This is a genomic window from Conexibacter sp. CPCC 206217 (assembly GCF_030646165.1).
Taxonomy (GTDB): Bacteria; Actinomycetota; Thermoleophilia; order Solirubrobacterales; family Solirubrobacteraceae; genus Conexibacter.
The window spans coordinates 72,985-87,224 of sequence record NZ_JAUTDO010000013.1 but is presented as its reverse complement, the minus strand read 5'-3'; the positions used below and the strand labels follow the sequence as shown (position 1 = coordinate 87,224).

The 14,240-nt window shown below is 71.3% G+C and carries 14 protein-coding genes; 6 read left to right on the top strand and 8 right to left on the bottom strand.

The genetic code is table 11. From position 1 onward, the window contains the following. Window positions 1-22: 22 nt before the first annotated feature. The 4 genes from Q7L65_RS25345 to Q7L65_RS25330 are packed head-to-tail and all read left to right on the top strand — an operon-like array spanning window position 23 to window position 4,517. On the top strand, window positions 23-1,426 hold the full coding sequence (locus tag Q7L65_RS25345) for a HAMP domain-containing sensor histidine kinase (protein WP_304725833.1): 1,404 nt from the start codon (window positions 23-25) through the stop codon (window positions 1,424-1,426). Continuing rightward, a complete protein-coding gene (locus Q7L65_RS25340) occupies window positions 1,423-2,664 on the top strand; it encodes a hypothetical protein (protein WP_304725830.1) in 1,242 nt (413 codons plus the stop codon). Before Q7L65_RS25345 ends, Q7L65_RS25340 begins: the two co-directional genes overlap by 4 nt. After that, window positions 2,665-3,627, top strand: a complete 963-nt coding sequence (locus Q7L65_RS25335) for an ABC transporter ATP-binding protein (protein WP_304725826.1) — start codon at window positions 2,665-2,667, stop codon at window positions 3,625-3,627. After that, a complete protein-coding gene (locus Q7L65_RS25330) occupies window positions 3,624-4,517 on the top strand; it encodes an ABC transporter permease (RefSeq protein ID WP_304725824.1) in 894 nt (297 codons plus the stop codon). The genes Q7L65_RS25335 and Q7L65_RS25330 overlap by 4 nt, the downstream gene beginning before the upstream one ends. Window positions 4,518-4,575: 58 nt before the next feature. On the opposite strand, the gene Q7L65_RS25325 is transcribed toward Q7L65_RS25330, so the two are convergent. Beyond that, entirely contained in the window at window positions 4,576-5,001 is a 426-nt protein-coding gene (locus Q7L65_RS25325) for a type II toxin-antitoxin system VapC family toxin (RefSeq protein ID WP_304725822.1), read from the bottom strand. Further along, on the bottom strand, window positions 4,998-5,321 hold the full coding sequence (locus Q7L65_RS25320; protein ID WP_304725820.1) for a hypothetical protein: 324 nt from the start codon (window positions 5,319-5,321) through the stop codon (window positions 4,998-5,000). The genes Q7L65_RS25325 and Q7L65_RS25320 overlap by 4 nt, the downstream gene beginning before the upstream one ends. 147 nt (window positions 5,322-5,468) lie before the next feature. Between Q7L65_RS25320 and Q7L65_RS25315 the strand changes: the two genes are divergently transcribed. Next, on the top strand, window positions 5,469-6,554 hold the full coding sequence (locus Q7L65_RS25315) for a hypothetical protein (protein WP_304725819.1): 1,086 nt from the start codon (window positions 5,469-5,471) through the stop codon (window positions 6,552-6,554). Here Q7L65_RS25315 and cysC read toward each other — a convergent pair. Further along, window positions 6,523-7,125, bottom strand: a complete 603-nt coding sequence (gene cysC / locus Q7L65_RS25310) for an adenylyl-sulfate kinase (protein ID WP_304725817.1) — start codon at window positions 7,123-7,125, stop codon at window positions 6,523-6,525. The two genes, Q7L65_RS25315 and cysC, sit on opposite strands and share 32 nt — an antisense overlap. An 80-nt stretch (window positions 7,126-7,205) precedes the next feature. Between cysC and Q7L65_RS25305 the strand changes: the two genes are divergently transcribed. Next, on the top strand, window positions 7,206-8,117 hold the full coding sequence (locus tag Q7L65_RS25305; RefSeq protein WP_304725815.1) for a PHP domain-containing protein: 912 nt from the start codon (window positions 7,206-7,208) through the stop codon (window positions 8,115-8,117). Between the two features lie 2 nt (window positions 8,118-8,119). On the opposite strand, the gene Q7L65_RS25300 is transcribed toward Q7L65_RS25305, so the two are convergent. The 5 genes from Q7L65_RS25300 to Q7L65_RS25280 form a co-directional block, all read right to left on the bottom strand. Beyond that, the gene (locus Q7L65_RS25300; protein WP_304725814.1) at window positions 8,120-10,030 is read right to left on the bottom strand and encodes a DHA2 family efflux MFS transporter permease subunit; all 1,911 of its coding nucleotides are present in this window, start codon (window positions 10,028-10,030) and stop codon (window positions 8,120-8,122) included. Then, window positions 10,027-11,547, bottom strand: coding sequence for a sulfatase-like hydrolase/transferase (locus tag Q7L65_RS25295; RefSeq protein ID WP_304725810.1), 1,521 nt, complete (start codon window positions 11,545-11,547; stop codon window positions 10,027-10,029). The genes Q7L65_RS25300 and Q7L65_RS25295 overlap by 4 nt, the downstream gene beginning before the upstream one ends. After that, the gene (locus Q7L65_RS25290) at window positions 11,547-13,088 is read right to left on the bottom strand and encodes a sulfatase (RefSeq protein ID WP_304725807.1); all 1,542 of its coding nucleotides are present in this window, start codon (window positions 13,086-13,088) and stop codon (window positions 11,547-11,549) included. The genes Q7L65_RS25295 and Q7L65_RS25290 overlap by 1 nt, the downstream gene beginning before the upstream one ends. Before the next feature lie 246 nt (window positions 13,089-13,334). After that, on the bottom strand, window positions 13,335-13,883 hold the full coding sequence (locus Q7L65_RS25285) for a hypothetical protein (protein WP_304725805.1): 549 nt from the start codon (window positions 13,881-13,883) through the stop codon (window positions 13,335-13,337). Continuing rightward, window positions 13,880-14,221 (bottom strand): hypothetical protein, encoded by a 342-nt coding sequence (locus tag Q7L65_RS25280; RefSeq protein WP_304725803.1) that lies wholly within the window; start codon window positions 14,219-14,221, stop codon window positions 13,880-13,882. The genes Q7L65_RS25285 and Q7L65_RS25280 overlap by 4 nt, the downstream gene beginning before the upstream one ends. Window positions 14,222-14,240: the final 19 nt, after the last annotated feature.

Genomic DNA, 14,240 nt, shown 5'->3' with positions numbered 1-14,240 from the left:
CAACCGGGTACGCTTTTCCACCATGTCCCGCCTCTCGCTGCGCGTGCGCGTCGCGCTCGCAGCGGCGCTCGCGATCGCGATCGCGGTGGCGCTGCTGGGCGCGGCGACCGTGACGCTCGTCGACCGCCAACTGCACCGCTCGCTCGACGACGGTCTGCGCGACCGCGCCGTCGAGGTCTCGCGGCTGGTCGCGACGACGCCGAGACTCGTGACCGCCGCCGGCGTGCTGGAAGGGCGCGTCGGGACGAGCGCCGCGTACGTGCAGGTGATCGACGCGCAGGGACGGATCGTCGCGCGCTCCGGCGCGCTCGGCGGACGCGTGCTGCCGGAGGGGCGAGCGCTCGCCAGAGCAGTGAACGAGCGCGTCAGCGGATTCGAGGACGAGCAGCTCGGCGACGAGCCGCTGCGCGTCTACGCCGCCCCGCTGCCCGCGCTCGGCGGCGGCGAGGCGGCCGGCGGCGCGGTCGCGGTCGCGGGCACGACGCAGTCGATCGACGACACGCTCGGCCCGCTGCACACGCTCGTGCTGATCGCGGCGCTGCTGGCGGCCGCGCTCGCCGGCCTGCTCGCGATCCTGCTGACGCGCCGCGCGCTGCGCCCGCTCACGCGCCTGACCGAGGACGCGGAGGCGATCGCGCGGACGGGAGATCCGGCGCGGCGGTTGGGAACTCCGGGGGCGGACGAGGTCGGCCGCCTCACCGCGACGCTCAACGCGATGCTCGACTCGCTCGCGCACGCCCGTGCCCGCGAGCGGCGCTTCGTCGACGACGCCTCGCACGAGCTGCGCACGCCGCTGACCGCGCTGCGCGGCAACGCCGCCTTCGTCGCACGCCACGGCGCCGACGCGGAGGCGCTCGCCGACATCGAGGCCGACGCCGCGCGCCTGACGGAGCTGCTCGACGACCTGCTGGCGCTCGCGCGCGAGGACGCGGCCGCGCGACCGGGCGCCGCGACCGCCGAGACGGTCGACCTCGCGGAGCTGGCGCGGACGGTCGCGCGGGATCATCCGCGGGCGAGCGTGGCGACCACCGGTGGACGCGCGCTCGTGCGCGGCGAGCACGCCGCGCTGGAGCGCGCGCTGCGCAACCTCGTCGAGAACGCCGAGCAGCACGGGCCGACCGGCAGCGCGATCGAGATCGCCGTCGCGGGCGGCGCGAGCACCGCGCGCGTGTCGGTCTCCGACGCCGGCGCGGGGCTCACCGCGACGGAGGGCGAGCGCGCCTTCCAGCGCTTCTGGCGCGGCGAGCGCGCCGCGCCAGGCGGCTCCGGCCTCGGGCTGGCGATCGTGCGCGCGACGGCGGAGCGCCACGGCGGCGGCGCCTCCGTCAGCGGCGCGACGTTCACGCTCGAACTGCCTCTCAAGGATCTCTCAAAGAACGGGCATACAACTCCAGCGTCCCCCGACGCGAAGGACCACGCCTCATGAACCGCCTCCGGACGCTTTCGACCCGCAAACTGACCGCGATCATCGCCGGCCTCGTCGTGCTGATCGCCGGCGCCGGCATCGCCCAGGCCGCGATCGGCGGCAGCGGCGCCGTGCCGCCGCGCACCTCGCTGGCGTTCGCCGTGCGCGAGGCGCTCGCCGCGCCGCAGGTCAAGGGCATCAGCGCGCGGATCGAGTTCACCAACCGGCTGATCCCGTCCGGCGCGATGCCGGCGAGCGCGGCCTCGCCGCTGCTGTCGGGCGCGTCGGGCCGCCTCTGGTGGGCCAGCGACGGCCGCTTCCGGCTGGAGCTGCAGTCCGACCGCGGCGACGCGCAGGTCGTCTCCGACGGCGACACGCTGACGATGTACGACGCCGCCTCGAACACCGCGTTCCGCGTCGCGCTCCCCGCGCAGGCGGCCGACGGCGCTGGGCCGAAGGAGACCGCGCCGCCGTCGTTGGACGCGATCAGACGCGGACTCGAGCGGCTCGCGCAGCGCTGGGACGTCGCCGGCCCGGATCCGGTCAACGTCGCCGGGCGCCCGAGCTACTCGGTGCGGATCGCGCCGAAGGACGCCGGCGGGCTGCTCGGCGCCGCGACGCTCGCATGGGACGCCGCCAACGGCGTGCCGCTGCGCGCGGCGGTCTACGCCGAGGGCCAGGACGACCCGGTGCTGGAGCTGAGCGCCACCGACGTCTCCTACGGCGAGTTGGATGCGGACGACCTCGACGCGCAGACGCCGTCGGACGCGAGAGTCGTCGACCTCACGCCCGAGCTCGGCGCCGACCACCACAGCGGACCCGACGACACGCACGGTGCGCCGGCGGCGCCCGGTGTCGAGAAGGGCGCGATCCACGGCGTCAGAGCGGTGCAGGCCCAACTGCCGTTCACGCTGTCGGCCCCCGCGACGCTCGCCGGCCTGCCGCGACGTGCCGTCTGGCTCGCGCGCCCCGACGGCAACCCGGCCGCGGTCATGACGTACGGCGAGGGTCTCGGCGGACTCGTCGTGATCCAGACCGAGAGCGACAGAGGGCTGCTCGGCGCGGCGTCCGGCGGCGATGCCGGCGGCGGCGCGCACGCGCTGCAGCTGCCGCAGGTGAACATCGACGGCGCGACCGGCGCCGAGCTGGCGACCGCGCTCGGCACCGCCGTGACGTTCCGGCGCGACGGCGTCAGCCACGTCGTGATCGGATCCGTCGGCCCGCAGGCGGCCGAGACGGCGGCGCGGGAGCTGCGCTAGATGACCGCCGTCGCCCACGCCCCCGCCACGGCCACCGCCGCGCCACCGATCGAGGCGCGCGGCCTCGTCAAGCGCTACGACCACGTGACCGCCGTCGACCACGTCGACCTGACCGTCGACGCCGGCACCGTCTACGGCTATCTCGGCCCCAACGGGGCGGGCAAGACGACGTCGCTGCGGATGCTGCTCGGGCTGATCCGGCCCGACGAGGGCGTCGCGCGGCTGTTCGGCCGCGACCCGCTGGAGGAGGGCGCGGCGGCGCTGGACGGCGTCGCCGGGTTCGTCGAGGCGCCGCGCTTCTACCCGTACCTGTCGGGGCGGCGCAACCTCGAGCTGATGGCCGCGCTGGACGGCGGCGACGCCGCCGACCGGATCGACGACGCGCTCACGACCGTGGGGCTCGCGGGCCGCGACGGCGACAAGGTGAAGGGCTATTCGCACGGCATGAAGCAGCGGCTCGGGATCGGCGCGGCGCTGCTGCGCGATCCGCGGCTGCTGCTGCTCGACGAACCGACGACGGGCCTCGATCCGGCCGGCATGCGCGACATGCGCGAGCTGGTCAGACGGCTCGCCGCGGACGGCATCACGGTGCTGCTCTCGTCGCACCTGATGGGCGAGGTCGAGGAGCTGTGCGACCGCGTCGCGATCGTGCGCTCCGGCAGAGTGATCTACGAGGGCGCGCTCGACGCGCTGCTGCACTCGACCGGCCAGCGCTACCGCCTGCGCACGACCGACGACGTCGCGGCCTGGGACATCTGCTCCTACCGCCCGGGCGTCAGCGAGCTGCTGCGCGCGCACGACGGCCTGACGTTCGCCGCCGACGAGCGCGAGGTCGCCCAGCTGACGCTGGCGCTCGCGCGCAGAGACATCGCGGTGCTCGCGCTGGTGCCGGCGGCGGCGTCGCTGGAGGAGCTGTTCTTCCGCCTGACCGAGGGCGACGACGAGACAGAGGCCGCGGCATGAGCACGCCGGAAGCGATCGCGAAGCCTGTCGTGAAGACGCAAACTGTTCCGATCGCTGCCGCCGCACGTGTCCGCCGCCCCACCACGTTCGCGGTCTACCGCTGGGAGCTGCTGAAGCTGCGCGCGCAGAAGCGCACGTACCTCGGGCTCGGCTCGGCGGTGCTGGTGCCGATCATCTTCCTCGCCGCGCTGGCCGCCAACGGCGGCGGGCCCGACGAGGTGCCGTTCGGCCGCTACGTGACGGAGACCGGGTTGGCGGTCCCGCCGGTGCTGCTGCTGTTCAGCTCGATCTGGCTGTTCCCGCTGATCGTCTCGCTCGTGGCGGGCGACATCGTCGCCAACGAGGACGGCAACGGCACGCTGAAGACGATCCTGACGCGCTCGGTCGACCGCCACCAGATCTTCGTCGCGAAGCTGCTGGCGTCGTTCTCCTACGCGACGGCGGCGCTGCTGTTGTTCGCCGGCACCGGCCTGCTGCTGGGCGGTCTGCGCTACGGCTTCGACCCGCTCACCTCGCTGTCGGGCACCTCGATCCCAACCGGCCGCGGCCTGCTGTTGCTCGGCGGCGTGCTGCTCGCGTACCTGCTGCCGGTCTTCGCGATCGCCTCGATCGCGCTGCTGCTCTCGACCGTCACCCGCAACTCGGCGGCCGCCGTCGTCGGCGCCCTGATGCTGTCGCTGGTCCTGCAGATCGTCGGCATCATCTCCGGCCTCGACGCCCTGCGCCCCTACCTCCTCTCGACCCAGTTCGACGCCTGGCAGGGCCTCCTGCGCGAGCCGGTCGACTGGGCCCCGATCGTCCGCTCCGCCTGGGTCTGCGCCCTCTACGCCATCCCCTCCCTGATCGCTGCCCTGCTCGTCTTCATGCGGCGGGACGTGACGGGCGGGTGAAAGCCGCTGACGAGCAGGGCCCGCCCGTCAGCGAAGCTTCTTGGGGTCCGGCACGCCGTCATGCGGCTGCCAGCAGCTTCTTCACTGCGCGCGCGTTGCCGGGGTCGACCCGCTGGATCGCGCGCGTTGCGCCGAAGCCTCTGTCCGCGGTCACGATCGTCTCGATCCCGTGCGCGAGGCAGGTACCGACGTGGACGCGATCGGCGGTGCCGAGCTGGGGTACGTCGATTCCGCGCGCCAGCACGAACGCCTCGTCGGTCACGGGCACCAGTGGGGAGAAGATGCGATGCGCCTGCTCCGTCAGTCCATCCAGTCTGCCCAGTCGCCCGCGCCGCTCGATGTGCCAGACCTCTTCGAGGACCGCAGGCGACGTGCGACCGTCGGCTCCGTCCACGATTGCTTCCAGGATGCCGAGGCACGCCGCCTGCTGTTCACAGTCGACCGCGCTGTAGATGATCACGTTGGCATCGACCAGGAAAATCATGGTCTGAGCCGCCCGAGCATCACGTCGGCCGCCTCGTCGCGCTCGTCCTCGACCATCCGGTTCAGCTCCTCCGGCGTCGCGAACGACCCTCTCATTGCGGCGATCACTGTAAGCGCCTGACGGCGATCCTCCACGGTGACGCCTCCGAAGTGAGCGTCCACTGCCTCGCGGATCAGGCTTCCGACCGACACGCCGCGTCGCTGCGCTTCGCGCTCGAGCCGGCGACGCTGCTCTGAGGTCACCAAGATCTGGAGACGCTCGTTCAACATGTGCAGAGCATACACATGTGTAACACGCGACCTTGGAAGGACGATCGACATGCCGACAATCTAGGTCGGGACATGATCGGCGTCTACCACACGCGTGGTGTGCCTTCGCCGTTCGCTTAGCCTCGGGCGCTCGCGAGGCTTCACGAATGGGCGGGCGCGTTGGCCCGCCGTCCGCCGCGTCGGGTGGAATCTGCGCGGATGGCGACGCGCGCGCAGCGGCTGAGCGACTACGAACGCGGCTTTCGCCGTGCTGGCCTGCCGTTGCTGATCGAGGACTTCTCGGCGCGCGAGGACGTCTTCAACCGGGCCTTTCCGCTGCTCGCGTTCGTGCTGCTGGGGGAGCTGCTGTCGGCGCTCGACGTCGACTGGCCGGTGCTGGCGAACGTCGGCGCGGTCGCGGCGGCGTTGGCGCTGACGCTCGGCGCGGTGATGCTCGTCAACCGCGCGCGCGGGCGGCGGGCGCTCGCGATCCCGGAGCGGATCGGGCCGTGGGAGCTGGGCGTCTTCGTGCTGCTGCCCGCCGTCGTGCAGGGGATCTTCCACGGCGGCTGGGGGCTGGCCGTGATCGTGCTGAACCTCGTCCTGCTCGGGCTCGTCACGATCGGCTTCGGCTTCGGCGTCGGGGCGATCGTCGTGTGGGCCGCGCGGCGGCTGACGGGCCAGCTGCAGCAGTCGCTGCTGCTGCTGGCGAAGGCGGTCCCGCTGCTGCTGATCTTCGCGCTCGTGCTGTTCATCAACACCGAGATGTGGAACGTCTTCGCCAACCGCACCGATGCGACGCTGATCGCCGTCGGCGTGCTGCTGGCCGCCGTCGCCACCGCCTTCCTCGTCGCCCGCCTGCCGAAGGAGGTCTCGCTGCTGGAGGAGGACGTGCTGGCCGACGGGACGCCGGCGCTGAGCCGCAGACAGCGCACCAACGTCGGCCTCGTGCTGCTGATCAGCCACGGCCTGCAGATCGTCGTCGTGACGCTCGCGATCGGCGCCTTCTTCGTCGCCTTCGGGATGATCGTGATCGACCGCGCGGTGATGGAGGCGTGGACCGGCGGCGCGGGCGACGCGATCATCTCCACAACGATCCTCGACGTGCCGCTGCTGCTGACCTACGAGCTGCTGCGCGTCGCGGGCGCGATCGCCGCGCTGTCAGGGCTCTACTACGCGATCGCGGTGCTGACGGACGGCGCCTACCGCGAGGAGTTCCTCGACGAGATCACGGCGCAGATGCGCGCGACCTTCGCCGCGCGGGCGGAGTACCTCAGATTGCGCGCGCAGGCTCCAGCGCCGTGAGCACGCGCTCGACGGCATCGGTCACGTCGCACGGGCCGAGCAGCTCGACGTCCGGCGAGCTGGGCACCTCGTAGGGCGCGTCGACACCGGTCATGCCGGTCAGCTGGCCGGCGACGGCACGCGCGTAGAGGCCCTTTGGATCGCGCCGCATGCACTCCTCGACGGGCGTGTTGACGAACACCTCGACGAAGTGCAGCCCGTCGCGCTCGTGCAGCGCCCGCGCGGCGCGACGGCCGCTCTCGAACGGCGACACGACGGAGACGATCGCGATCGAGCCGGAGTCGGCGAACAGGCGCGCGACCTCCGCCGTGCGGCGCACGTTCTCGTCGCGATCGGCGGTGCTGAAGCCGAGATCGCCGCAGACGCCATGGCGCAGGTTGTCGCCGTCGAGCCGGTAGGCCGAGCGGCCCTCGCCGACGAGGCGCGCCTCGGTCGCGGCCGCGATCGTCGACTTGCCGGAGGCCGGCAGGCCCGTGAACCAGATCGTCGCTCCGCGCACGCCGAGCGACGACCAGCGCTGCGCACGGCCGACGACCCCCTCGTGCCAGGTGACGTTGGCGCTCGTCATCATCGTTCCTTCCTCGTCGCCGCATCCCGACCCGCGTGTGCGGCAGGCGGCGACCCCGCACACGACCAGTAAGGTGCTCCGCCATGACGAAGCCGACCTTCGACCTGCAATCGCACTCGCTGCACTCCGACGGCGTCCTGCCTCCCGCGGACGTCGTCGCGAACGCCGCCGCGGCGGGCGTGAAGCTGCTTGCGCTGTCCGACCACGACACCGTCGACGGCGTCGACGAGGCGATCGCCGCGGGCATCAGACACGGCGTCGCAATCGTGCCCGCGACGGAGATCTCCTCCGTCGACGGACGCTACGAGGACCTCCACATCCTCGGCTACGGGATCGACCATCGCGACCCCCAGCTGGCCGAGCGGCTGCTGGACGCGCGCGCCGACCGCGAACTGCGCGCGGAGCGGATGGCGGCGAAGCTGAACGAGCTGGGCTTCGAGGTCGACGACACGCTGCTGGCGGCGCGTCGCGCGCAGGGCAAGCCGATCGGCCGCCCGCACCTGGCCGAAGCCGTGCTGCGCCATCCCGCCAACGCCGCGCGCCTGGAGCGGGAGGGTCACGATGACGTCTCCTCGTTCATCCCTGCGTACCTGATTCCGGGGACGCCAGGTTACCTTGCCCGCACCCATCCCACCGTCTTCGAGGCGATCGGCTGGATCCACGACGCCGGCGGCCTCGCGATCTGGGCGCACCCGTACTGGGACCTCGACACCGACGAAGAGGTGATCGGCGCGCTCGACCGCTTCGCCGCAGCCGGCATCGACGGCGTCGAGGCGTTCTACCCGACGCACAGCGAGGCGCAGACGAGGGTCGTCGTCCAGCGCGCGAACGAGCTGCGGCTGCTGACGACCGGCTCCTCCGACTACCACGGGCCGGAGCACCGCCTGTTCAGAACGTTCCTCGCGCACGACACGTACGAGTACGTGCCGGACCTCTCCCAGCTGGAAGAGGCCGCGGCCAGCGCGGCGGCCCAGACAGGCGGGGTCGGCTCCTAGGCTCACCGCGGCCGCTCCCGTCCGTCGGCGACCTCTGCGCGCAGACCGGCGAGGGCGGCTTCGAGGTCGGCGATGCGGCCTTCGACGCCGCCGCCGTTGCCGGCGGCGACCGCGCCGGTGCCGGCCGGCACCGCGGGCGCGCTGACGGGGACGGGCACGCCGGCAGGCGCGCCGTTGGCACCGTCGCCGCCCGGCCCAGGCGGCGCCGCGGCGGCTCTCGCGGCCGCCTGCTGCATCAGTATCGCCGCGTTCGCGCGCGCCTCCACCGGCGTCAGCGTCAGCCGTCGCGCGACCGGGATCATCAGCAGCAGCAGCAGCGCGGCGACGCGGAACGACCAGCCGAAGCCGTCGCGCGCGATGCCGGCCGACTCGCGCCGGACCCAGCGGTCGAAGCCGACGGGCGCCGTCTCGCGGCGCGGCACCGCGCCGGCGAACTCGGCCAGGTTGTGCGAGACCTCGGCGTTGATGTCTGCCTTCGGCACCGCCCACACGTAGGCGGTGTCCTCGAGGTGGTCGCGCTTGATGTCGAAGTGGATCGCCGACGTCGAGGTGAAGACGGTGATCAGCAGCGCGATCCCGAGCGCCGAGCCGAGCTGGCGCGACGTGTTGACGACGCCGGAGGCGACGCCGATCTGCGGTCCCATCGCCGCGTTCATCGCGCCGACGTTGAGCGTCGGGAAGCCGATCCCGATCCCCATCCCGATGAAGACCAGGCCGGGCAGCACCGACAGGTAGTCGACGACGCCCTCGTAGGTCGAGGGCATGAACGACATCCACGTCAGGCCGATCGCGAGCGAGGCGAGCGCCGGGATCGCGAGCCGGTAGGCGGGCGCGTTGTCGGCCGCGCGGCCGACGAGCGGCCAGACGAGGCCGCCGCAGATGCCGATCGGCAGCAGGCTGAGGCCGGCCTCCAGCTGCGAGAAGCCCCACAGGTTCACGAACGTCTGCGCCAACAGGAAGAGGCCGCCGACCGCGCCGCCGGCGAGGATGACCATCGCGAGGTTGGCCGACAGGAACTGCCGGTTTCTCATCAGCGCCGGCGGGATCATCGGGTTTCTCGCGCGGTGCTGCCAGAAGACGAAGCCGATCCCCAGCACGATCGAGAGCTGGATGAAGAAGAGGATCTGGGCGTCGTCCCAGCCCTTCACGTTCGCCTCGACGAGGCCGTAGGTGAAGAGCGAGACGGCCGCGGCGAGCAGCCCCATCCCGATCCAGTCGATTCTGCGGTTGGAGGTGAGGTCGTACGTCTCGGGCCACCAGCGCAGCGCCAGCAGCACGCCGATCACGCCGAGCGGCAGGTTGATGATGAAGATCCAGTGCCAGCTGGCGATCTCGATCAGGCCGCCGCCGATCACGGGGCCGAGGCCGTTGGCGACGAGCGCCACGACGGCGATCATCGCGAGGCCCTTGCCGCGCTCTCTGGGCGGGAACACGAGCGCCGTCATCGCGAAGCCGAGCGGCGCGATCATGCCGGCGCCGACCGCCTGGAAGGCACGGAAGCCTATGAGCCAGCCGATGTCCCACGAGACCGCGCACAGCGCCGAGCCGGCGGTGAAGACGATCAGACCGCCGACGAACATCTTCTTGCGGCCGAACTGGTCGGCGAGGCGGCCGGTCGCGATCAGCAGCACCGCGAAGACGATGTTGTAGACGTTGACCACCCACGACGCCGTCGGCAGGACCGTCTCGAAGTCGTGCTGCAGCTCCGGCAGCGCCGTGTTCATGATCGACAGGTCCAGCATCGTCATGAACCAGGCGATCATCATGACGCCGAAGACTCTCCACTTGATGCTCTGGAGCGCCTCGGCGGTGGGGTTGACGCGCACACGCCCGCGCTTGGCCGCACGCCGCTCGCGGCGCGTCGGCTTCGGCACCGGCGTCAGTGCGTCTGGAGTGACGTCGGAGGCACTCATCTGAGCTCGTTCGCCTCTTCCTCGTCCTCGTCGAGCGTGCCGTCGTCGGCCACTCTCTTGTCCTTCGCGTCCGGCTCGCGCGGCTCGACCGCGGATCTGTCGTCGAAGACCGGCAGCGTGCCGCCGGCGGCCGTCAGCGTCCACTGTCTGAGCGCCTCCAGATCGGTCGGCGACTTGACCGTCTCGGTGCGCAGGTCGTCCGGCTCGTTCTCGTCCTCGGCCTCGTACAGGCGCCAGCGATCCTCGTCGGAGCGGCCGATCAACAGGAAGTGACGGTCGCCGGTGACGGTGTGGGTGTCGATCGAGCTGGTGTAGTACGGCCGCGTCGGCAGGTCGAAGTCCTCCAGCAGCGTCGTGAGGTCCTCGCCCTGCATTCTGCCCGGGGTCGTGATGCCCCAGTACGCCAACAGCGTCGTCGGGATGTCGTACGTCGAGGCGAACCACGAGCTGGTGTCGCCGGCCCAGCGGCCGGCGGGATCCTTCAGCAGCAGCGGGATGTGGTAAGCGCGGCGGTGCCAGACGCCGGACGGCGAGCCGTAGACGCCCTGCTCGCCGAGCGCGAGGCCGCCGTCGCTGACGAACACGACGACGGTTCTGTCGGCGAGGCCGGTGTCGTCGAGCTTGGCGAGAAACTGGCCGAGCGCCTTGTCGACCGCGGCGACCTCGGCGGCGTAGCGGGAGCGGACCTCGCGCTTGACGTCGTCGTCAGCTCTGACCGGGATCGAGCGCTGGTAGATGTGCGCCTCGGGCAGCGACACGTCGTTGTGGATCGGCCCCGTGCCGGAGAAGTACTGGCGCGGCATCTCGAAGGCGTCGTTGGGGTCGAACGCGTCGATCGCGAGGAAGAACGGCTGGTCGCCTCTGAGCGCGTCGAGCTGTCTGATCCCGACCGCGAGCGCCTTCTGCGTCGGCTCCTCGCGTCTCTTCTGGACCGGGCCGCCGAGCGGCAGCAGGTAGTCGCGCTCGGTCGGCTCGAAGCCGGCCGACAGCGCCAGCGGGCCGGTGCGGACGATCTTGCCGAAGCGGCCGCCGTTGAAGGTCGGGTTGTCGGTCACGTAGACCGTCCGGATCCCGGCCGCTCTGGCCAGCTCGGTGAACATCGGCTGGAAGTCGTAGATCTTGTTGTAGCCGGGCACCGCCGGCATCCCGGGCGTCGCTCTCCAGTCGCGGAACGGGTAGCTGCGCATGCCCGTCAGCATCCCGCGGCGCATCGGGATCGCGCCCATGCCGTCGGGCGTCGCGTATCTGAAGCGCAGCGAGCGATCGGCGAGCTTGTCGATGTTCGGCGTCTTCTGCGTGCGGTCGTCGAAGACGTCGTCGTACGCGCCGATGTAGTCCGAGCGCAGCCGGTCGGCGACGATCAGGACGACGTTGGGCCGCTCTCTCGCGTCTCTTCCCTGTGCCTGCGCGGTCGCCGCGGCGCCGAGCAGGCCCGCGCCGCCGAGCGCGGCGACCCCGGCCGAGACGCCGCCGCCGCGAAACAGCGCGCGGCGTGAGATCCGTCCGTTCTCGCCCATCAGCCGCCCACCACGCCGACGTGGTCGAAGAAGACCGGCAGCGTGCCGCCGGCCTCGTCCAGAAGCACCGCCCACAGCTCCTCGACCATCGCTCTGTTCTCAGGGCTGGCGTTGGCGACGTCTCTGTTGTTGCCGGGGTCGTTGACCATGTCGTACAGCTCTCTTCTGGAGCCGTCCGGCGTGGAGATCAACAGCCACTCGTAGTCACCGCAGATCCACGTCTCCTGGTAACAGGCGGTGAAGCGTCTGCGCTCGGTCGGCTCGCGGCCGTCGAACAGCACGCTGAGGTCCTCGCCGTTCATCAGGCCCGGCGCGCGCACACCCTGGAACGAGAGGATCGTGCGGGCGACGTCATGGGTGGAGGCGAAGTACCTGCTGGTCTTGCCCGCCATCCGACCCGAGGGGTCATGGATCATGTACGGCACGTGATGGATCTCGCTATACGGACGCGGGGTCGACTTGCCGATGATGCCGTGCTCGCCGAGCGTCAGGCCGTGGTCGCTGAGGTAGTAGATCACGGTGTTGTCGGAGAGGCCGAGGTCCGCGACCTTGTTCAGCAGCTTGCCGATCCAGACGTCGACGAAGCTCAGCTCGGCCGCGTACAGCTCGCGCACCAGCTCGAGCGTGTCGGCGTCGATGTTGATCTTCTCGAGTCTCGACGCGGGCGTCAGGAAGGGCTGGATCGGAAGGATCCCTCTCTCCTTCTGGATCCCCTTCGGCTGTCTGTCGATCATGTTGACGTACAGCGGCGGCGCGTCGAACGGCTCGTGCGGGTCGAACGAGTCGACGCCGAGGAAGAACGGCTGCTTGTTCTTCAGCTCGTCGAGCGCGTCCATCCCGCCGCGCATCACGCGCGCCGAGGAGTAGTTCTTCTCTCCGACGCGGTACATCGAGTTCCAGCCGACGTAGTCCTGCAGGCGGCGGACCTCGACCGTGTCCGACAGCGCCGGCAGCAGGTACTTCTCGATCGCGGAGCGCGGCGCCGGGCGTCTGAACGGGGTGTTGAAGTCGCGGTAGGCGCCCTGCGAGAAGTCGGGGTGGCCGATGTTGAGCGTGCGGCGGAATCTCTCGTAGCGCGGACCGACGATGAACGGGTTGTCGGTCACGTACGCGGTCTCGATGCCGGCCTTGCCGAGCTCCTCCGTGAAGAGCGGCTGGTGCGGCAGCGGCCGCGTCCAGCCGACCTCGCTCGGCATCGGCGGCGACAGGACCCAGTCGCGGTTGGGGAAGCTGCGCATCCCGGTCAGCAGCGTGCGGCGCACGAGGCCGGTCGGCATCGCCTCGGGGACCGCGTACTGGAACTTCAACGAGCGCTTGAAGAGCGCGTCGAGGTTCGGGGTTCTGGCAAGCGCGTTGGGGTTGTACGCGCCAAGGTAGTCCGCGCGCGTCGAGTCGGTCACGATCAGGATCACGTTCGGCGCGTCAGCTGAGCGCCGCGACGTCTCCTCGTACTCGTCTCCGCACGCGGACAGACCGACCGCCGCGGCACCTGCCGCGCCGGCCTTCATGACACCGCGTCGTGTGAAGCGTCGCGTTGCCATCGACTACTCGCCCATCGCGGCCGCGGCCGCGGACTTGCCGCTCAAATCGTGCTCCAGCTCAGTCAGATTCGGGGGAAACTGGGGGTCCATCCGGCACTGCCAACACCGCCCGCACGTAGGAGTTGCGCGCGCAAAGTTGACATATAGCTTCCCGCATCTGCCCGATGTTGCCGAGTCTGACTGAGATTTGCCTGAAGAACGGGGCTTTTCCGAGACTCCCGCGTACCGATGCGGGACTCCCCGCGCTCACAGCGCGGCGCTCTGCTGGACACCTCCTCTGAGCCATCTGACCGTGCCGCCGTCCGGGGCGAGGGTGAGCTGGGTGAGCGTGCCGGGGAGACCGCTGTCCAGTGCGACCACGCTGCCGTCGGCAGCGATCACGTTGAGCTGGTCCGGGCGATCGAGCGCGACCGGATACCTGGTCACATCACCCGCAATCCAGGCCAGGGTGCCGTTTCGAGCGATCGCGATCGCGGATGCGCAGTACTCGTCCGGGCCGCCCGCCGCCATCATCGGGACCTGCTGCGGGCCGAGAGCGGACGCGAGGTCGACGCGCCAGACCGCGCACCCGCGCGGCGTCCCGCCGTGGTCGTCGTCCTGGTTGTACCAGCCGACCTGGCTGCCGGCGGTGGCGAACCCGACCGAGCGCCCGTCGAAGTACTTCGACCACGAGCTGAAGTCCAGCGTCCGCCACGCGCCGTCCGGCTTCAGGCAGGCGGAAAACCAGCTCATGCCGTCGGAGAACCCCGAGAACCCGACCTGGACCATGAGCACCTGATCGCTCTCCTGCTTCACCTGCGCTCCAGGTGGCGCGGCGCAGCCGACGGGCGTGCCGCGGCTCGCGTGCCGGATCTGTCAGCGGTCAAGTCCGCGCCGCAGATCGCCGTCACCGCTGGGCGCGTCCCGCTTCTGCGCGGCGCCAGGCGCCGTCTGAGCGTGACCGTCAGCCGATCGCCCTCCAGGCGAAATGCCGCCCGACCGTCCGGGGTGCTCCCGGTCGCCAGCGCGGGCGCCGCGCCACTCGCCGCCGGCGCTTGCGCCGCCACCGCCGCGCCGGCCATCCCCGCCGACATCAGCCCCGCGGCTGCGACCGTCGCGACCGCTCGTGCGGCGCCCCGATGAACTCTGCCCATGTCGATGAGACGTGCCGGA

What these genes read in the sequence shown, in the direction of transcription:
- Q7L65_RS25345 (WP_304725833.1), top strand. Translation starts at nt 23, where the DNA reads ATGTCCCGCCTCTCGCTGCGCGTGCGCGTCGCGCTCGCAGCGGCGCTC.
- Q7L65_RS25340 (WP_304725830.1), top strand. Translation starts at nt 1,423, where the DNA reads ATGAACCGCCTCCGGACGCTTTCGACCCGCAAACTGACCGCGATCATC.
- Q7L65_RS25335 (WP_304725826.1), top strand. Translation starts at nt 2,665, where the DNA reads ATGACCGCCGTCGCCCACGCCCCCGCCACGGCCACCGCCGCGCCACCG.
- Q7L65_RS25330 (WP_304725824.1), top strand. Translation starts at nt 3,624, where the DNA reads ATGAGCACGCCGGAAGCGATCGCGAAGCCTGTCGTGAAGACGCAAACT.
- Q7L65_RS25325 (WP_304725822.1), bottom strand. Translation starts at nt 5,001, where the DNA reads ATGATTTTCCTGGTCGATGCCAACGTGATCATCTACAGCGCGGTCGAC.
- Q7L65_RS25320 (WP_304725820.1), bottom strand. Translation starts at nt 5,321, where the DNA reads ATGTCGATCGTCCTTCCAAGGTCGCGTGTTACACATGTGTATGCTCTG.
- Q7L65_RS25315 (WP_304725819.1), top strand. Translation starts at nt 5,469, where the DNA reads ATGGCGACGCGCGCGCAGCGGCTGAGCGACTACGAACGCGGCTTTCGC.
- cysC (WP_304725817.1), bottom strand. Translation starts at nt 7,125, where the DNA reads ATGATGACGAGCGCCAACGTCACCTGGCACGAGGGGGTCGTCGGCCGT.
- Q7L65_RS25305 (WP_304725815.1), top strand. Translation starts at nt 7,206, where the DNA reads ATGACGAAGCCGACCTTCGACCTGCAATCGCACTCGCTGCACTCCGAC.
- Q7L65_RS25300 (WP_304725814.1), bottom strand. Translation starts at nt 10,030, where the DNA reads ATGAGTGCCTCCGACGTCACTCCAGACGCACTGACGCCGGTGCCGAAG.
- Q7L65_RS25295 (WP_304725810.1), bottom strand. Translation starts at nt 11,547, where the DNA reads ATGGGCGAGAACGGACGGATCTCACGCCGCGCGCTGTTTCGCGGCGGC.
- Q7L65_RS25290 (WP_304725807.1), bottom strand. Translation starts at nt 13,088, where the DNA reads ATGGCAACGCGACGCTTCACACGACGCGGTGTCATGAAGGCCGGCGCG.
- Q7L65_RS25280 (WP_304725803.1), bottom strand. Translation starts at nt 14,221, where the DNA reads ATGGGCAGAGTTCATCGGGGCGCCGCACGAGCGGTCGCGACGGTCGCA.